The organism is Pseudomonas sp. UBA6315, from assembly GCF_002438125.1.
GTDB classification, from domain to species: Bacteria; Pseudomonadota; Gammaproteobacteria; order Pseudomonadales; family Pseudomonadaceae; genus Aquipseudomonas; species Aquipseudomonas faucium.
Genome location: NZ_DJTF01000182.1, coordinates 1 through 16,362, shown reverse-complemented (window position 1 = coordinate 16,362; position 16,362 = coordinate 1). Strand labels below are relative to the sequence as shown.

The following is a 16,362-nucleotide window of genomic DNA, read 5'->3' as shown; positions in this document are numbered from 1 at the left end:
CCGAGGTGCGGCCCCAGGCGTCAGCGGCGGCGTGGGCGGCGTCGAGGGCCTTGTCGATGTCTTCGGCGGTGGAGCGGGGGAATTCGGCGATCAGCTTGCCGTTCACCGGGGAGGTGTTCTCGAAGTACTGGCCCTTGACCGGAGCTACGAACTCACCACCGATGTAGTTGCCGTAGCGGCTCTTGAAGGAAACCTTCGCGCCGTCGGTACCGGGATGTGCATAACGCATGGTGTGTCTCCTGGTTAATTGTGTTTGTTGAAGGAGTTGAGAAGCGTAGAGCAAAGGTTGGGCCAGTGTGGCCAGGCCCAGGGGAATCAATGACTTGGGTCAGGGTTCGGCACTGGCCGGTCAGCCGCTGTGCCAGCGCTGGCACAGTGCGGGGTGACACTTTGTGCCGTTTGCGACACGCCCGGTGCTGGTGCATTGCAAAGGCCGGTGGGGTGGAGGATGCTGGAAAGAGTCTCTATCTGCGGAGAACAACAACTAATGCAGAACGATCATTTCAGTCGCCATGCCCAGCAGGTGCATACCGTCGCCCGCGGCGAAGCGGGCAGCGACCCTTCGATTGCCCGTTCCTGGCTGCGCTGCCTGGAGGACTACCACCTCGACCCCTCGGTGATCGAGGCCCCGGTGGTGCTCGAGCACGGTCGCCTGCTGGAGAGCCGCGAGCGCCTGCACCAGGTGCTGACCATCGCCAACGGCGAAATGAACAGCCTGCACCAGCAGCTTTCCGGCTCGGGCCATGCGGTGTTGCTCACCGATGCTCGCGGGGTGATCCTCAATTGCGTCACCGCACCGGGCGAGCGGCGCATCTTCGAACGTGCCGGGCTGTGGCTGGGCGCCGACTGGAGCGAGGCCCGCGAGGGCACCAATGGCATCGGCACCTGCCTGGTCGAGCGCCAGGCCCTGACCATCCACCAGGAAGAACACTTTCGCGGCCGCCATACCGGGCTGACCTGCTCGGCCAGCCCGGTGTTCGACCCCCATGGCGAGCTGCTGGCGGTGCTCGATGTGTCTTCGGCGCGCCCGGACGTCTCGCGCCAGAGCCAGTTCCACACCATGGCCCTGGTCAACCTCTCGGCGAAGATGATCGAGAGCTGTTATTTCCTGCGCCACTTCGAGCATCAATGGTTGCTGCGTTTCCATCTGCAGGCCGAGTCGGTCGGGCTGTTCAGCGAAGGGTTGCTGGCGTTCGACGGCGACGGCCGCATCTGCGCGGCCAACCAGAGCGCCCTGAACCTGCTGGGCAGCATTCGTGGCGGCGTGCTGGGCAAGCCGCTGGAGCGCTTTTTCGCCGTCGATCATGAGCAGCTGTTCAGCCGTGCTACGCCTGATGGCAGCACGGCCTGGCCGTTGCATACCCGCGACGGCCGCCAGGTGTTCGCCAGCGTGCGCGGCCAGCCGCGCACGCCGCTGTGGTCGGTGCCGGCCAGCCTGGTGCAACGGCGCCCGCAGGCCGAGCCGGGCATCTGCCTGCTGGACCCGGCGCTGCAAAACGATTTCCACCGCGCCCTGCGGGTGTTCGAGCGCGACGTGCCGTTGCTGCTGCGCGGGGAGACCGGTTGCGGCAAGGAGGCGTTCGCCCAGGCCGTGCACCAGGCCAGCCAGCGTCGCGGCAAGCCCTTCGTGGCGGTCAACTGCGCGTCGATCCCCGAGAGCCTGATCGAGAGCGAGCTGTTCGGTTATCGCGGCGGCAGCTTCACCGGGGCGCGCAAGGAAGGCATGCGCGGCAAGCTGTTGCAGGCCGATGGTGGCACGCTGCTGCTCGACGAGATCGGCGATATGCCGCTGGCCTTGCAGACCCGCCTGCTGCGTGTGCTGGAAGAGCGCCAGGTAGTGCCGATCGGCGGCGAAGCGCAGGCGGTGGATGTGCGTATCGTCAGTGCCACTCACCGCGACCTGCTGGAACGGGTGGGGCAGGGCAGCTTCCGCGAAGACCTGTATTACCGGCTCAATGGCCTTGAGGTGGCGATGCCGGCGGTGCGCGAGCGCAGCGACAAGGCACAGTTGCTGGACTTCCTGCTGCGCCAGGAGGCGCAAGGGCAGGCGGTGGAGCTGGAGCCCGAGGCGCGCCAGGCACTGCTGGACTTTGCCTGGCCGGGCAACGTGCGGCAGATGCGCAATGTGCTGCGCACCTTGGTGGCGCTCTGCGATCACGGCCGCATTGGCTTTGATGACCTGCCCGCGGTTTTGCGCAACACCGCGGCCTCTTTGGGAGCGGGCAACGCGCTGGATGGCACCGGCTTTGCCGGTGTTCGCGGGGCAAGCCCGCTCCCACAGAGCCTTCGCTGCTCGGGCAACAGCGCTCCGGTTGGCCTTGAGCAAGCCGAATGTGAAGCGCTGCTGGCCGTTCTGCAGGCAAAGCACTGGCATCTGACCCGCGTCGCCGAGCACCTGGGCATCAGCCGCAATACCTTATATCGAAAACTGCGCAAACACGGCATCGCCAGGGGCGTCTGAGCGAAACATCGGGTGCGGTTTCCCTCTTCCTACGCTACCCTGCCTCGAAGTTTTGCGAGGTCGACCATGCACATTCATATTCTCGGTATTTGCGGCACTTTCATGGGCTCGCTGGCAGTGCTGGCCAAAGAGCTGGGCCACCGCGTCACCGGCTCCGACGCCAACGTCTATCCGCCGATGAGCACCCAGCTCGAAGCCCAGGGCATCGAGCTGACCCAAGGCTATGACCCGGCCCAGCTGGACCCGGCGCCCGACCTGGTGGTGATCGGCAACGCCATGTCGCGGGGCAACCCTGCGGTGGAATACGTGCTGAACAAGGGTCTGCCCTATGTCTCTGGCCCGCAGTGGCTGGCCGACCACGTGCTGCAGGGCCGTTGGGTGCTGGCAGTGGCCGGTACCCACGGCAAGACCACCACCAGCAGCATGCTGGCCTGGGTGCTGGAGCATGCCGGCATGAGCCCGGGGTTCTTGATCGGTGGCGTGCCGCAGAACTTTTCGGTGTCGGCGCGCTTGGGCGGCACGCCGTTCTTCGTGGTCGAGGCCGACGAATACGACAGCGCCTTCTTCGACAAGCGCTCCAAGTTCGTGCATTACCACCCGCGGACCGCGATCCTCAACAACCTCGAGTTCGATCACGCGGATATCTTCCCTGATCTGGCGGCGATCGAGCGGCAGTTCCACCACTTGGTGCGGACCATTCCAAGCGAAGGCCTGGTCATTCACCCGACCACCGAACAGGCGCTGGAGCGCGTGATCGGCATGGGCTGCTGGACCCCGGTGCAGACCACCGGCGAAGGTGGCCAGTGGCAGGCTCGCCTGCTCAGCGCCGACGGCTCGCGTTTCGAGGTGCTGTTCGAAGGCCAGGCGCAGGGCGTGGTCGAGTGGGCCTTGACCGGCCAGCACAACGTCGCCAACGCCTTGGCCACCCTGGCCGCCGCGCGCCATGTGGGCGTGGCCCCGGCGCTGGCCATCGAAGGCCTGAGCGCCTTCAAGAGCGTCAAGCGGCGCATGGAGAAGGTCGCCCAAGTGCAGGGCGTGACCATCTATGACGACTTCGCCCACCACCCGACCGCCATCGCCACCACCCTCGACGGCCTGCGCAAGCAGGTAGGCGAAGCGCCGGTGATCGCGATCATCGAGCCGCGTTCCAACTCGATGAAGCTGGGCGCCCACCGCGATGGCCTGCCGGAAAGCGTCAACGATGCCGACCAGGTGATCTGGTACGCGCCCGCCAACCTGGGCTGGGACCTGGCCGCCACCGCTGCGCAGTGCACGGTGCCGAGCGTGGTGGCCGATAGCCTGGAAGCGATCATCGAGCGGGTCAAAGGCCAGGCGCGCCCGGGCACCCATGTGGTGATCATGAGCAACGGCGGCTTCGGCGGCCTGCACGGCAAGCTGGCCGAGGCCCTGAAGTGAGCGGGCCGGAACGCATCACCCTGGCCATGACCGGCGCCTCCGGGGCGCAGTATGGCCTGCGCCTGCTCGACTGCCTGGTGCGCGAAGACCGCGAGGTGCACTTTCTGATCTCCAAGGCCGCGCAGCTGGTGATGTCCACCGAAACCGACGTGGTGCTGCCGGCCAAGCCTCAGGCGATCCAGGCGTTCCTCACCGAATACACCGGGGCCGCCGATGGGCAGATCCGCGTGTATGGCAAGGAAGACTGGATGTCGCCGGTGGCCTCGGGCTCCGGCGCCCCGGCGGCGATGGTGGTGGTGCCGTGTTCCACCGGTACCCTGTCGGGCATTGCCACCGGCGCTTGCAACAACCTGATCGAACGTGCGGCGGACGTCACCCTCAAGGAGCGCCGCCAGCTCATCCTGGTGCCGCGCGAGGCGCCGCTGTCGACCATCCACCTGGAAAACATGCTCAAGCTGTCGCAGATGGGGGCGGTGATCCTGCCGGCGGCGCCGGGGTTCTATCACCAGCCGCAGACCATCGATGACCTGATCGATTTCGTGGTGGCGCGCATTCTCAACCTGCTGAACATTCCGCAGGACATGCTGCCGCGCTGGGGCGAGCACCACTTCGGGGTGGATGATTGAAGCGTTCGCTGGCCGGGTTGCTGGCTGTCAGCCTGCTGGGTGGTTGTGCCACGGTACGCACGCTGGATGCGAACAAGCCGGGGGCGCCGGTGGTGTATGCCGGCACGCGGCTGGATTTGTACGCAATGAAGGGGGGCTGCTGCCCGAGGGATCGGTTTGGTGCCGAGGCGCCGGCGTATCCGGGGTTGGACCTGCCGGGCAGTGCGTTGCTCGATACCGTGTTGCTGCCGCTTTCGTTGCTGACGGCGGCGGGCATTGGCTTTCAGGCCACGGGTGGTCTTTAAGGAGCAATCGCCGGCAAGCCGGCTCCCACAGGGACTGCAAAATGAAGCATCTGTGGGAGCCGGCTTGCCGGCGATAGGGCGCTATTTCTTGCCGAGCCTGCGCAGTTCGTCGGACTCGATCACCCGAATCCCATCTTCCTCTTCCAGCGCCAGGCGCCACAACGCCCGTGCCAGGGTGCATGCCTCGATACCCCGATACTTGCCCGGTATCAACCGCGAAAACGGTGAAGCCAGCCGCTCGCCCAGGCGTGGCTGAATGCGCTCGCCCAACAGCAGCGATGGCCTGACGATGGTCAGTTGCGGCCAGTCCTGGGCCTTGAGCGCCTCTTCCATCTCGCCTTTGACCCGGTTGTAGAAGATCGACGACTTGGGGTCGGCGCCGATGGCGCTGACCACCAGCAGATGCCGGGCGCCCATTTCCCGCGCACGCTTGCTGAACGCCACCACCATGTCCAGGTCGACAGCGCGGAACGCCTGTTCGGAACCGGCCTGCTTGAGGGTGGTGCCCAGGCAGCAGTAGGCGATATCGACGCGCCCGGCCAGCTGCGGGAGAAACACCGCCGGGTCGCCGACCGGGTTCTCCAGGTGCGGATGCTCGGCCAGTGGCCGACGGGTAGGCGCCAATACGCGGCTGATGGTGGGTTCGTTGAGCAGGCGATCGAGCAGGTGTTCACCGGTAAGGCCTGTGGCTCCGGCAAGCAGGACATGCTGAGGCGTCAAGTACATGATGTCTCTCCTGTGTTACACACAAGCTTAGTGGTTGCCGGAGGTTTTTTCCTGTTCCCCAGACTTGGCTCGTGCGGCATTACGCAAGGCTTCTTCCGCTTGTTGCTGGCGCAGGCGTTGCCAATGTGCCAGTACTGCGGGTGGGGCCCAGAGCTGTGGCTCGGAGGCCTCGAAACCTTCCCTTCCTTCACGTTCGGCAACACTGCTGCGCGCCAGTTCAAACGCTTGTTTCAGGTCATCGGTCTGGTTCAGCGCCTCGGCGAAGAGGGCATCGCCAAAGTAGGTGAAGTCCGCCTCCTCCGAGCAGCCGAAGGACACCCGGTCGGCGCGTGCGGCGGTCATGATGACCGTGCGCTCGTCTTTGAGCGGTGCGATGTAACCGCCGGAATAGCAGGCGGAGATGACGATTATCTTGTCGCGGTCCTTGAGCGGCGCCAGGGCGCTGGCCAGTTCGTCGGCGCTCAGGTCGGCCAGCTGCAGGCGCGGCTGGTCGAGCACCAGCTGGTGATCCTGGCTGCCGTGGCTGGTCAGGTAGATGAACACCAGGTCTTCCGGGCCGCTGCGCTCGGCCAGGGTGCGGGCGGCGCGGGTCAGGTTCTCGCGGGTGGCCATGGGCCGGGTCGCCATCTGGTCGCGGTGGTTGACCAGGGTGACCTGCCCGCGTGCGCCGAAGCGTACCTTGAGCATGTTGCTGACATAGTCGGCCTCGCGCAGGAACACGCTCTGCTGCCCATCGCCTGCCAGCACCAGGCTGTACAGCTGGATCGGCGGGGCGGAGCGCGGCACGCGGGCCAGGGCTTCTTCCAGCAGGCGGCCCTGGTTGAGCAGGGCCAGGTCCAGCGGGTCGGGCAGCAGCGTGCCGTTCTGGTCACGCACGCGCACACCGTTGGCCCAGTAGCCGCTTTCGACCTTGCCGTTGGCCAGGGTCAGCTTGCCCTTGCCCTGGTAGGCATCGTTGTCGAAGCCACCGCTGTAGTTGCTGCCATCGGGCAGTTGCAGGTTGCCCTGGCCAGACAGCCGCCAGTCGACGAAATGGCCTTTGTAGTGGCTGCCGTCGCTGCCCAGCATTTCGCCTTCGCCCACCAGCGAGCCGTCCTTGAATTCACCGATCCACACATCACCGTCGGCGTTCTCGTAGCGGCCGCGGCCTTCCAGGCGGTTGTCCTTGAATTCGCCGATGTATTGTTCGCCATCGACGCTGTCGTAAGTACCGCTGCCTTGCAGCTGGCCATCGACGAAGCGGCCGCTGAACTGATTGCCGCTGGCATCGCTGCGCACCCCGGCGCCGTTGGGCTTGCCCTTGGCGAACAGGCCCTGGTAGCGGCTGCCGTCGGCCATTTCGAGTTGGCCTGCGCCGTCGTACTGGTCGTCCTTGAACTGGCCGCGGTAGCTCTGGTCGGCCTGCTTGAGCGTGCCTTCGCCATCGCGCCGGCCATGGCTGAAGGTGCCGGCGTAGTGGCTGCCGGGGGTGGTCAAATCGCCCAGGCCCTGGAACAGGCCGGCGGCGAACTGGCCGCGATAGATTTCGCCGTTGCTGCCGTGCCATTCACCTTGGCCATGCCACTGGCCGTCCTTGAAGCCGCCGGCATACCAGCTGCCATTGGGGTAGTCGATGCGCCCTTCGCCCTGCAGCAGGCCGTCGACCACCTGGCCACGGTAGCGACCACCGTCCGGCAGGCGCGCATCCGGTGGCGAAAGCGCTTCGCCATCACCGCAGGCGGCGAGCATCAGAGTCAGGGTGAGGGGCAGCAGAGCACGCATGTCGGAATCCGGGCAATAGGTCTGCCGAGTATGCCGCAGATTGGGTGGGCTGAGGTATGGCTGGCGGGGTGGAAATATCCGCAGGTCATCGCGGGCGAACCCGCGATGAGGCTTGGGTCAGACGAAGCAGAGCGACAGGGGTTCGGCGATGTAGGCAGGTTTCTGCTCGCCTTCGATCTCCAGGGTCACGGTGGCTTTCAGCAGCCACTGGCCTGGCTTCTTCTCGATCACTTCGCCCAGGTCCACTTTCAGCCGCACGTTGCTGTCGACTTTCACCGGCTGGATGAAGCGCACGCTGTCCAGGCCGTAGTTGACCACCATCTTCAGCCCTTCGGGCATCACCAAGATGTCTTCCATCAGCTTGGGGATCAGCGACAGGGTCAGGAAGCCGTGGGCAATGGTGGTGCCGAACGGGGTTTTCGCCGCTTTTTCCGGGTCGACATGAATGAACTGGAAATCGCCGGTGGCCTCGGCGAACAGGTTGATGCGCTGTTGATCAATCTTCAGCCATTGGGAACGTCCGAGTTCCTTTCCTACGTACTGCGACAGCTCGGTAACCGGTACAAAGGGCATCGCGACTCTCCAGGTTGTCATTTGGTACGAAAGTGCAAGATCAGCACGGCTAACCGATTCAGTCAAGTTGCCCGCTTTTCGGCGAATATCGGCTTATCGACGGCGCATGCTTATAATGGCCGGCATGCCCGAAGGAGTTGCTTATGCTGTTGCGTGGTTTGACCTGGCTGGTGCTGTTTCAGCTGCTGGGTACGGCAATCAATCATCTGTGCGTGCCGATGCTGCCGGGGCCGATCATCGGCCTGCTGCTGTTGCTGTTCTTCCTCATGGCCCGCGGTGAAGTGGGCAAGCCGCTGAACGAGGCGGCCAGCAGCCTGCTGCGCTACCTGCCGTTGCTGCTGGTACCGCCGGCGGTGGGGGTGATGGTGTATGCCAAGGACATTGCCGCCGACTTCTGGGCCATCGCCGGGGCGTTGCTGATTTCCTGCCTGGTTACCCTGGTGTTCGTGGGCGTGCTGATGCAAAAGCTCATGCACCGCCAGGGCAAGCGCGAGGAGCAGCCATGAGCCTCGACTGGCAAGGTGCGCTGGATGCGGTGGTGCACCATCCGCTGTTCGGCATCGGCATTACCCTTGGGGCCTACCAGGTCGTGCTGGCTGCCTATGAGCGCACGCGCTGGATCTTCCTGCAGCCGGTGCTGGTGTCCATGGTGCTGGTGATTGGCGTGCTGCTGCTGTGCGGTATCGACTACGGTGAATACCGCAAGAGCACCGAAATCATGAACATCCTGCTGGGCCCCGCCACCGTGGCCTTGGCCGTGCCGCTGTACCTGAACCTGCGGCGCATCCGCCAGCTGTTCTGGCCGACATTTACTACGCTGGTAATCGGAGGCCTGTTCGCCACGCTGTGCTGCCTGCTGCTGGGCTGGTGGTTCGGCGCCGAGCACATGATTTTGATGACCATGGCGCCCAAGTCGGTAACCTCGCCCATCGCCATGCTGGTGGCCGAGCAGATTGGCGGTGTGGCGGCCCTGGCGGCGGTGTTCGTGCTGATCACCGGGGTGATCGGCGCCATTTTCGGCCCCGCGCTGCTGACCCGCTTTGGTGTGCACAGCCCCGAGGCCCGCGGCATGTCGCTGGGCGTGACGGCGCATGCGGTGGGCACCTCGGTGGCCCTGCAGGAAAGTGACGAGTGCGGCGCGTTTGCCGCGTTGGCGATGAGCCTGATGGGGGTGGCCACGGCGGTGTTCCTGCCGTTGGCGGTCAGCCTGGTGGCTTGAGGAGTTGTGATGACGCTACCGCTGTTTCCGCTCGATACCGTGCTGTTTCCTGGCTGTCTGCTGGATTTGCAGATCTTCGAGGCACGCTACCTGGACATGATTGGCCGGTGCATGAAGCAGGGCACCGGCTTTGGTGTGGTGTGCATCCTGGAAGGCGAACAGGTGGGCAAGGCGCCGCCTGAGGTCGCATCGATTGGTTGCGAGGCGCAGATCCGCGACTTCGTTCAGCAGGACAATGGCTTGCTGGGCATCCGCGTGGAAGGGGTGCGCCGCTTCGAACTGAGCCAGACCGAGGTGCAGAAGGACCAGCTGCTGCTCGGCGAGGTGCACTGGTTGCCGGAGCAGCCGGACAGCCCGCTGACCGAGCAGGATGATGACCTGCTGGCGCTGCTGGTAGCCCTGGGCGAGCACCCGATGGTCGAGGCCCTGGACATGCCGCGGGAGGTCGACGGGCGCCAGGCGCTGAGCAATCAGCTGGCTTACCTGCTGCCGTTCATGGAGGAGGACAAGCTGGACCTGCTGGCGATCGACTCGCCGGCGCAGCGTCTGGCCGAAATCCAGAAGCTGCTGGAGCGGATTCAGGGCGAGCTGTTTGCCTGACTGAATGTTGCTTTATGCACCGGCCTCTTCGCGGGGCAAGCCCGCTCCCACAGAGACACCGCTGTAATCGAATCTGTGGGAGCGGGCTTGCCCCGCGAAGAGGCCATCAAGCCCATCTTCAATACTGGTAACGCAACAACGCCTGCGGCAACGCATGCATGGCAAAGAACGCCAGCAGCGCGACGCAGGCCGGCAGCACCAGCCACCACACCCGCTGCGCCAGGGCATTGAGCGGCTGGCGATGCTGCACCAGGGTCAGGCTCACCGCGCACACGCAGCAGGCCAGCAAGGCCCCCGCCATGATGTCGGTGGGCCAATGCACCCCCAGGTACACCCGCGACAAGGCAATCGCCAGCGCCGGGATGCAGCCCAGCATTATCCAGGTCAGGCGCATGCGTGGCGGCTGCCCACGCCCCGCCAATACCGCCAGTACCAAAAAGAACGCAAACGACGCCGAACTGTGCCCGCTGGGCATGCTGTAGCTGGTCAGCGGGTCGCTCAGCACCTCAGGCCGCGCGCGGGCAAACAACCATTTCAAGGTGCCATTGGCGATCGCCGTGCCCATCAGCGCGCCACCGGCGAACACGGCATGGCGCCATTGGCGCGCGAGCAGCAGCAGGCCGGTCAGCAGGCCGCCGAGGAACAACTGGGTGCGGAAATCGCCCAGGCGGGTCACCAGCACCACGGCGCCGTCCAGGGCCTGGCTGCGGTGTTCCTGCACCAGCGTCATCACGCCCTGATCGAACTCCTTCAGATACGGCCAGCCGAGGAACACCCCAGCCAGGGCCAGGAAACTCAGGCCGGCGATCAGCCGGGTGCCATGGCGCTGGTCGCGCAGGCTGCTGTTCAGGCTCAGGCCGATGACCACCGCCAGGGTGCCGGCGATGATCCCGGCATCCAGCCAGAAGCCATCTGGCAACGGCAGGCGCATGGCCGCGCCGGTGGCCCAGCCGGGCAGCAGGTAGGCCACCGACCAGCCGGCGCCGGCCACCAGGCTGACCGCGATGAAGCGCGGCAGCGGCATGTCGAACATGCCGGCCACCATCGGCAGCATGGGCCGCAGCGGGCCGATGAAGCGGCCTACCAGCAGGCTGGCGATGCCATACCGCTGGAAGTAGGTTTCGGCGCTGCCGATCCATTCCGGGTGGTGGCGCAACAGCGGCAAGCGCCGGATGTTCTGGTGGAAGTACTTGCCGATGGCGTAGGACAAGGCATCACCGAGCACGCCGCCCAGAAACCCTAGCAGCAGGGTCTGGCCGAGGGTGAAGGTGCCACTGCCGGCCAGCACCGCGACCGCGAACAGCAGCACGGTACCAGGCACGATGATGCCAGCGATGGCCAGGCACTCGACGCATGCCACCAGGAAAATTGCCAGGCCAAGCCACTGTGGGTTAGCGCTGAGCCAGCCGGTCAGGCTGTCGAGCCATTGGCCCATGTTTCAGCTTCCTTGTTCATGTAAGAAGAAATCTTGCCCTTCGACTTGCCCACGGCGCAGCGGGTTCCGGGTACAGAAGCGGGCGTATTCGGCATCGACGAAGCGGTACGGCAGGTGTTCGTCGCGGCCATGGGGAATGCCCAGGCGGGCGGCCTGGATCACCTTGGGCACGGCGATGCCGCAGTCCTCGACATAAAGGCGTTCGGGGTCGAAGCGCTGGGCGTCCCATTGCCTCACCTTCAGGCCCATGGCCCGGCACAGCAGCGTCTGCCCGGCGCACAGGCGCTCCGGCGGGCGCAGGTTGCCGCTGGCGTCGGGGTTGTTCAGTTGCATCTGCGCCAGGCTGTTGGCCGTGGAGATGGCGTCGACCCAAGGGTAGGCCGACTTGATCAGCACCGCGTTGCCCGGGCCCTTGGCGCTGAAATTGAGCGAGTCGCCGCCACGTGCGTAGTACATGTAGATATGGCCGCCATCGAGAAACAGCGCCTTGCGCTTCTCGGTATAGCCCAGGGATGCATGGCTGCCTTTGTCGGTCAGGTAGTAGGCCTCGGTCTCGATGATCCGCGCGGCCAGCCACAGGTCGCCGTGGCGGTGGCGGATGACCTTGCCCAGCAGGGCCTTGGCCAGGGTTTGGGCGTCTTGGTCGAAGAAGCTGTCGGGCAGGGCGCGGGCAGGGCAGGGGGCTGTATCTGGCATGCTGGCAGTTCATCAGGGGCAAGGCGCGGATGATAGCAACGAATGGCTTAATGGAGGCTGAACCGGGGCATTTCGATAAGCGCCGTTACAACTTATCCACAGATCGAACTGACCATTTTCGACCATCCGCCACCCGCCGCTGGGCGTATACCTGCGCGACAGTTATAATCAGCCGATTTCCCCTTCGCCAAGACACCGAACCCATGACTGAGTCCGTTCTTGACTATATGACCCGTTTGGGTCGCGCCGCTCGCCAGGCCTCCCGGGTGATCGCCCGTGCCAGCACCGCGCAGAAGAACCGCGCCCTGCAAGCCACTGCCGATGCCCTGGACGCCGCGCGTGCCGAGCTCGCCGCAGCCAACGAACTGGACTTGGCCGCCGGCCGCGCCAATGGCCTGGAGCCTGCGCTGCTGGACCGCCTGGCCCTGACCCCGGCGCGCATCGACGGCATGATCACCGGCCTGCGCCAGGTGGCCAGCCTGCCTGACCCGGTCGGTGCCATCCGCGACATGAGCAATCGCCCGTCGGGCATCCAGGTCGGCAAGATGCGTGTGCCCCTGGGCGTCATCGGCATCATCTACGAGTCGCGCCCGAACGTGACCATCGATGCCGCCAGCCTGTGCCTGAAGTCGGGCAACGCCACCATCCTGCGTGGCGGCTCCGAGGCCATCCACTCCAACCGCGCCATCGCCACCTGCATCCAGCGTGGCCTGGCCGAGGCCGGCCTGCCGGCGGCAGTGGTGCAAGTGGTCGAGACCACCGACCGGGAAGCGGTCGGCGCGCTGATCAGCATGCCCGAGTTCGTCGATGTCATCGTCCCGCGCGGCGGCCGTGGCCTGATCGAGCGCATCAGCCGTGATGCCCGTGTGCCGGTGATCAAGCACCTGGACGGCATCTGCCACGTCTACGTGGCCGAGCACGCCGACCTGGACAAGGCCTGGCGCGTGGCGTTCAACGCCAAGACCTACCGTTACGGCATCTGCGGCGCCATGGAAACCCTGCTGGTCGACCAGCGCGTTGCCGCAGGCTTCCTGCCGGAAATGGCGCGCCGCTTCCAGGAAAAAGGCGTCGAGCTGCGTGGTTGCGAGCGCACCCGTGCGCTGATCGATGCCAAGCCGGCCACCGAAGACGACTGGCACACCGAATACCTCGACGCGATCCTGTCGGTTCGGGTGGTCGATGGCCTGGACCAGGCGATCGAGCACATCAACCACTATGGCTCGCACCACACCGACTCGATCATCACCGAACACCAGGGCCAGGCTCGCCAGTTCATGGCCGAAGTCGACTCGGCATCGGTGATGCTCAACACCCCGACCTGCTTCGCCGACGGCTTCGAATACGGCCTGGGTGCGGAAATCGGCATTTCCACCGACAAGCTGCATGCCCGCGGCCCGGTCGGCCTCGAAGGCCTGACCTGCGAGAAGTACGTGGTGATCGGCGACGGCCAACTGCGCGGCCAGGAGTCCTGCTGAGTTGAGCAAGGCCCAGGCAGTCCGGCGCATCGGCATTCTTGGCGGTACTTTCGACCCTGTGCACATCGGTCACCTGCGCAGCGCGCTGGAGGTGGCCGAGTTCATGGCGCTCGATGAGTTGCGTCTGCTGCCCAACGCCCGGCCGCCGCACCGCGACACCCCGCAAGTGGCGGCGCAGGATCGCCTGGCGATGGTGCGTGAAGCGGTGCAGGGCGTCGAACGCCTGAGCGTCGATGCCCGGGAGCTGGCGCGCGACAAGCCGTCGTACACCATTGACACCCTGGAATCGATCCGCGCCGAACTGGGCGCCGCTGATCAGCTGTTCCTGGTGCTGGGCTGGGATGCCTTTTGCGGCCTGCCTGCCTGGCACCGCTGGGAAGAATTGCTGCAACACTGTCACATCCTGGTGCTGCAACGCCCGGATGCCGACGTCGAACCCCCTGACGAGCTGCGCAACCTGCTGGCTGCGCGCTCCGAGAGCGATCCCACCGCCATGTCCGGCCCGGCGGGAAATATTTCGTTCGTCTGGCAGACACCGCTCGCGGTGTCGGCTACACAGATCCGACAGCTGCTGGCCAGCGGCAAATCGGTGAGGTTCCTGGTGCCGGACGCCGTACTGGCCTACATCGAGGCACACGAACTGTATCGTGTGCCTAACTGACGGTGCCCTGCGGGCGCCTCATCCAACGAGTTGAACGAGTTTTATATGAGCAAGCAAAAAAACAACGGCATCAGCGGCGAAGCACTGGTCAAGCTGACCATCGGCGCGCTGGAAGACGTCAAGGCCCAGGACATCCAGGTCATCGACGTGCGCGACAAGCACAGCCTCACCGACTACATGATCATTGCCACCGGTACCTCCAACCGCCAGATCAACGCGATGCTGGAAAAGGTCCGTGAAGCGGTCAAGAAAGAAGGCGCACAGCCGCTGGGCGAAGAAGGCAAGGGCGACAGCGACTGGGTGCTGCTGGACCTGAACGACGTCATCGTGCACATGATGACCGCCGCTGCCCGCCAGTTCTACGACCTGGAGCGCCTGTGGCTGGGTGCCGAGCAGAGCCGTGCCGCCGATGCCAAGCACCACAGCCCGGAAAACGCCAGCGACTACTTCACCGACAAGCTCAAAGACCGGGAATAAAGCGCTGTGCGTCTGCGCCTGATCGCGGTCGGTTCGCGCATGCCCAAGTGGGTCGAGGAAGGCTGGCATGAATATGCCAAGCGCCTGCCCCAGGAGCTGTCGCTCGAGCTGGTGGAAATACCGCTGAACACCCGTGGCAAGAATGCCGACGTCGCCCGCCTGATCCGCCAGGAGGGCGAAGCCATGCTGAGCAAAGTGCAGCCGGGGGAACGCATCGTCACCCTCGAGGTCCATGGCAAGCCCTGGAGTACCGAGCAGCTGGCCACCGAGCTGGACCGCTGGCGCCTGGACTCGCGCACGGTGAACTTGATGGTGGGCGGCCCGGAAGGGCTGGCGCCGGAGGTCTGCGCACGCGCCGAGCAGCGCTGGTCGCTGTCACCGCTGACCTTGCCGCACCCGTTGGTAAGGATACTGATCGGCGAGCAGATCTACCGCGCCTGGACCGTGCTGTCCGGGCATCCTTACCACAAATGAGCCTGTAAGCAGTCCGATGTCGCAGCCGATCCGTCTCAAGGACCACGAGAAAGACGCCCGCCTGGTGCGCAACCGCGTCGTGTTCGGCGCGATCGCGATCATGCTGCTGATCTGTGTGCTGATTGCCCGCCTGTATTACCTGCAGATCATTCAGTACGACTATCACTCCACGCTGTCGGAGAACAACCGGGTGCACGTGCAGCCGATTCCGCCGACGCGCGGGCTGATCTTCGACCGCAACGGGGTGATCATCGCCGATAACCGGCCAAGCTTCAGCCTGTCGATGACCCGCGAACGTGCGGGTGACTGGCAGCAAGTGCTGGACAACATCGTCGAAGTGCTGGAACTCACCCCAGACGACCGGACGCTGTTCGAGAAGCGCATGAAACAGGGGCGCCGGCCGTTCGAGCCGGTACCGATCCTGTTCGAGCTCAACGAGGAGCAGATCGCCCGAGTGGCGGTGAACCAGTTCCGCCTGCCAGGCGTGGAAGTGGTGGCCCAGTTGGTGCGGCATTACCCGCAGGGCGCGCATTTTGCCCACTCGGTCGGCTATGTCGGGCGGATCAACGAGAAAGAGCTCAAGACCCTCGACCCGGTCAACTACAGCGGCACCCACCATATCGGCAAGACCGGCATCGAGCGCTTCTACGAAGACGACCTGCATGGCCAGGTCGGCTACGAGGAAGTCGAGACCAACGCCCGTGGCCGGGTGCTGCGCGTGCTCAAACGCACCGACCCCAAGCCCGGCAAGGACATCGTGCTGAGCCTGGACATCAAGCTGCAGGAAGCCGCCGAGGCCGCCCTGGGTGGGCGCCGTGGCGCGATCGTTGCGCTTGACCCGCGCACCGGCGAGGTGCTGGCGATGGTCAGCCAGCCGAGCTTCGACCCCAACCTGTTCGTCACCGGCATCAGCTTCAAGGCCTACGCCGAACTGCGCGATTCCATCGACCGGCCGCTGTTCAACCGGGTATTGCGCGGCCTCTATCCGCCCGGCTCGACGATCAAGCCGGCCGTGGCCATCGCCGGCCTCGACAGTGGTGTGGTCAACGCCGGCAGCCGGGTGTTCGACCCTGGCTACTACCAGTTGCCCAACTACGACCACAAATACCGTAACTGGAACCGCACCGGTGATGGCTGGGTCGATCTCGACACCGCGATCATGCGTTCCAACGACACCTACTTCTATGACCTTGCCCACAAGATGGGCATCGATCGCCTGTCCACCTACATGAACAAGTTCGGCATCGGCCAGAAGGTCGCCCTGGACATGTTCGAGGAATCGCCCGGGCTGATGCCGTCGCGCGAGTGGAAGCGCGCCACCCGGCGCCAGGCCTGGTTCCCGGGTGAAACCCTGATTCTCGGCATCGGCCAGGGCTACATGCAGGCCACGCCGCTGCAGCTGGCCCAGGCCACCGCGCTGATCGCCAACAAGGGTGTGTGGAACCGCCCGCACCTGGCCAAGACCATCGAAGGCCAGC

At 65.2% G+C, this 16,362-nt stretch carries 18 protein-coding genes; 12 read left to right on the top strand and 6 right to left on the bottom strand.

What is annotated here, in order from left to right; all coding sequences use genetic code 11:
* On the bottom strand, window positions 1-229 hold a 229-nt coding region (locus B3E94_RS21725), incomplete at its 3' end, for an aldehyde dehydrogenase family protein (protein ID WP_286915147.1).
* Between the two features lie 258 nt (window positions 230-487).
* Here B3E94_RS21725 and B3E94_RS21720 point away from each other — a divergent pair.
* The 4 genes from B3E94_RS21720 to B3E94_RS21705 all read left to right on the top strand — a co-directional run bounded on the left by B3E94_RS21720 (window position 488) and on the right by B3E94_RS21705 (window position 4,787).
* Window positions 488-2,461: a sigma-54-dependent Fis family transcriptional regulator gene (locus B3E94_RS21720; RefSeq protein ID WP_286915145.1), complete on the top strand. Its 1,974-nt coding sequence runs from the start codon at window positions 488-490 to the stop codon at window positions 2,459-2,461.
* 66 nt (window positions 2,462-2,527) lie between these two features.
* On the top strand, window positions 2,528-3,877 hold the full coding sequence (gene mpl / locus B3E94_RS21715; protein WP_286915144.1) for a UDP-N-acetylmuramate:L-alanyl-gamma-D-glutamyl-meso-diaminopimelate ligase: 1,350 nt from the start codon (window positions 2,528-2,530) through the stop codon (window positions 3,875-3,877).
* Complete coding sequence (gene ubiX / locus B3E94_RS21710) at window positions 3,874-4,503, top strand: flavin prenyltransferase UbiX (RefSeq protein ID WP_286915143.1); 630 nt, start codon at window positions 3,874-3,876, stop codon at window positions 4,501-4,503. The genes mpl and ubiX overlap by 4 nt, the downstream gene beginning before the upstream one ends.
* Window positions 4,500-4,787 (top strand): YceK/YidQ family lipoprotein, encoded by a 288-nt coding sequence (locus tag B3E94_RS21705; RefSeq protein WP_236237794.1) that lies wholly within the window; start codon window positions 4,500-4,502, stop codon window positions 4,785-4,787. The genes ubiX and B3E94_RS21705 overlap by 4 nt, the downstream gene beginning before the upstream one ends.
* An 81-nt stretch (window positions 4,788-4,868) precedes the next feature.
* Here B3E94_RS21705 and B3E94_RS21700 read toward each other — a convergent pair whose 3' ends face one another.
* The 3 genes from B3E94_RS21700 to B3E94_RS21690 all read right to left on the bottom strand — a co-directional run bounded on the left by B3E94_RS21700 (window position 4,869) and on the right by B3E94_RS21690 (window position 7,847).
* Window positions 4,869-5,513: an oxidoreductase gene (locus tag B3E94_RS21700; protein WP_176513716.1), complete on the bottom strand. Its 645-nt coding sequence runs from the start codon at window positions 5,511-5,513 to the stop codon at window positions 4,869-4,871.
* A gap of 27 nt (window positions 5,514-5,540) precedes the next feature.
* Window positions 5,541-7,274 carry a C13 family peptidase gene (locus B3E94_RS21695; protein ID WP_286915142.1) on the bottom strand — a complete coding sequence of 578 codons (1,734 nt, stop codon included), beginning with the start codon at window positions 7,272-7,274 and terminating at the stop codon, window positions 5,541-5,543.
* A 117-nt stretch (window positions 7,275-7,391) separates the two neighbouring features.
* Complete coding sequence (locus B3E94_RS21690) at window positions 7,392-7,847, bottom strand: MaoC family dehydratase (RefSeq protein WP_176513720.1); 456 nt, start codon at window positions 7,845-7,847, stop codon at window positions 7,392-7,394.
* Between the two features lie 143 nt (window positions 7,848-7,990).
* Between B3E94_RS21690 and B3E94_RS21685 the strand changes: the two genes are divergently transcribed.
* Genes B3E94_RS21685 through B3E94_RS21675 form a run of 3 tightly spaced genes read left to right on the top strand, consistent with a single transcriptional unit; the run spans window position 7,991 to window position 9,666 of the window.
* A complete protein-coding gene (locus B3E94_RS21685; protein ID WP_016393460.1) occupies window positions 7,991-8,353 on the top strand; it encodes a CidA/LrgA family protein in 363 nt (120 codons plus the stop codon).
* Window positions 8,350-9,066: an LrgB family protein gene (locus tag B3E94_RS21680; protein WP_176513723.1), complete on the top strand. Its 717-nt coding sequence runs from the start codon at window positions 8,350-8,352 to the stop codon at window positions 9,064-9,066. Before B3E94_RS21685 ends, B3E94_RS21680 begins: the two co-directional genes overlap by 4 nt.
* Before the next feature lie 9 nt (window positions 9,067-9,075).
* Window positions 9,076-9,666: an LON peptidase substrate-binding domain-containing protein gene (locus tag B3E94_RS21675; RefSeq protein ID WP_176513726.1), complete on the top strand. Its 591-nt coding sequence runs from the start codon at window positions 9,076-9,078 to the stop codon at window positions 9,664-9,666.
* Window positions 9,667-9,784: 118 nt separating this feature from the next.
* On the opposite strand, the gene B3E94_RS21670 is transcribed toward B3E94_RS21675, so the two are convergent.
* Window positions 9,785-11,101 (bottom strand): bifunctional DedA family/phosphatase PAP2 family protein, encoded by a 1,317-nt coding sequence (locus B3E94_RS21670; protein ID WP_286915140.1) that lies wholly within the window; start codon window positions 11,099-11,101, stop codon window positions 9,785-9,787.
* 3 nt (window positions 11,102-11,104) lie between these two features.
* On the bottom strand, window positions 11,105-11,797 hold the full coding sequence (locus B3E94_RS21665; protein WP_236237790.1) for a DNA-3-methyladenine glycosylase: 693 nt from the start codon (window positions 11,795-11,797) through the stop codon (window positions 11,105-11,107).
* Between the two features lie 203 nt (window positions 11,798-12,000).
* Here B3E94_RS21665 and B3E94_RS21660 point away from each other — a divergent pair, with 203 nt between their 5' ends.
* The 5 genes from B3E94_RS21660 to mrdA form a co-directional block, all read left to right on the top strand.
* Window positions 12,001-13,272: a glutamate-5-semialdehyde dehydrogenase gene (locus B3E94_RS21660; protein ID WP_286915138.1), complete on the top strand. Its 1,272-nt coding sequence runs from the start codon at window positions 12,001-12,003 to the stop codon at window positions 13,270-13,272.
* 1 nt (window position 13,273) lies between these two features.
* Window positions 13,274-13,933, top strand: a complete 660-nt coding sequence (gene nadD / locus B3E94_RS21655) for a nicotinate-nucleotide adenylyltransferase (RefSeq protein ID WP_176513735.1) — start codon at window positions 13,274-13,276, stop codon at window positions 13,931-13,933.
* A 45-nt stretch (window positions 13,934-13,978) separates the two neighbouring features.
* Complete coding sequence (gene rsfS, locus B3E94_RS21650) at window positions 13,979-14,410, top strand: ribosome silencing factor (RefSeq protein WP_176513738.1); 432 nt, start codon at window positions 13,979-13,981, stop codon at window positions 14,408-14,410.
* A 6-nt stretch (window positions 14,411-14,416) separates the two neighbouring features.
* Window positions 14,417-14,884, top strand: coding sequence for a 23S rRNA (pseudouridine(1915)-N(3))-methyltransferase RlmH (rlmH, locus tag B3E94_RS21645; protein WP_008090421.1), 468 nt, complete (start codon window positions 14,417-14,419; stop codon window positions 14,882-14,884).
* Between the two features lie 16 nt (window positions 14,885-14,900).
* Window positions 14,901-16,362 (top strand): penicillin-binding protein 2 (gene mrdA, locus B3E94_RS21640; protein ID WP_286915136.1); only part of this gene is annotated, 1,462 nt, incomplete at its 3' end.

Excerpts from the sequence above, each read along its gene's own strand:
- mpl (WP_286915144.1), top strand. The coding sequence starts at position 2,528 with ATGCACATTCATATTCTCGGTATTTGCGGCACTTTCATGGGCTCGCTG.
- B3E94_RS21695 (WP_286915142.1), bottom strand. The coding sequence starts at position 7,274 with ATGCGTGCTCTGCTGCCCCTCACCCTGACTCTGATGCTCGCCGCCTGC.
- B3E94_RS21720 (WP_286915145.1), top strand. The coding sequence starts at position 488 with ATGCAGAACGATCATTTCAGTCGCCATGCCCAGCAGGTGCATACCGTC.
- B3E94_RS21700 (WP_176513716.1), bottom strand. The coding sequence starts at position 5,513 with ATGTACTTGACGCCTCAGCATGTCCTGCTTGCCGGAGCCACAGGCCTT.
- B3E94_RS21690 (WP_176513720.1), bottom strand. The coding sequence starts at position 7,847 with ATGCCCTTTGTACCGGTTACCGAGCTGTCGCAGTACGTAGGAAAGGAA.
- rsfS (WP_176513738.1), top strand. The coding sequence starts at position 13,979 with ATGAGCAAGCAAAAAAACAACGGCATCAGCGGCGAAGCACTGGTCAAG.
- B3E94_RS21685 (WP_016393460.1), top strand. The coding sequence starts at position 7,991 with ATGCTGTTGCGTGGTTTGACCTGGCTGGTGCTGTTTCAGCTGCTGGGT.
- B3E94_RS21665 (WP_236237790.1), bottom strand. The coding sequence starts at position 11,797 with ATGCCAGATACAGCCCCCTGCCCTGCCCGCGCCCTGCCCGACAGCTTC.
- B3E94_RS21660 (WP_286915138.1), top strand. The coding sequence starts at position 12,001 with ATGACTGAGTCCGTTCTTGACTATATGACCCGTTTGGGTCGCGCCGCT.
- B3E94_RS21680 (WP_176513723.1), top strand. The coding sequence starts at position 8,350 with ATGAGCCTCGACTGGCAAGGTGCGCTGGATGCGGTGGTGCACCATCCG.
- B3E94_RS21675 (WP_176513726.1), top strand. The coding sequence starts at position 9,076 with ATGACGCTACCGCTGTTTCCGCTCGATACCGTGCTGTTTCCTGGCTGT.
- B3E94_RS21670 (WP_286915140.1), bottom strand. The coding sequence starts at position 11,101 with ATGGGCCAATGGCTCGACAGCCTGACCGGCTGGCTCAGCGCTAACCCA.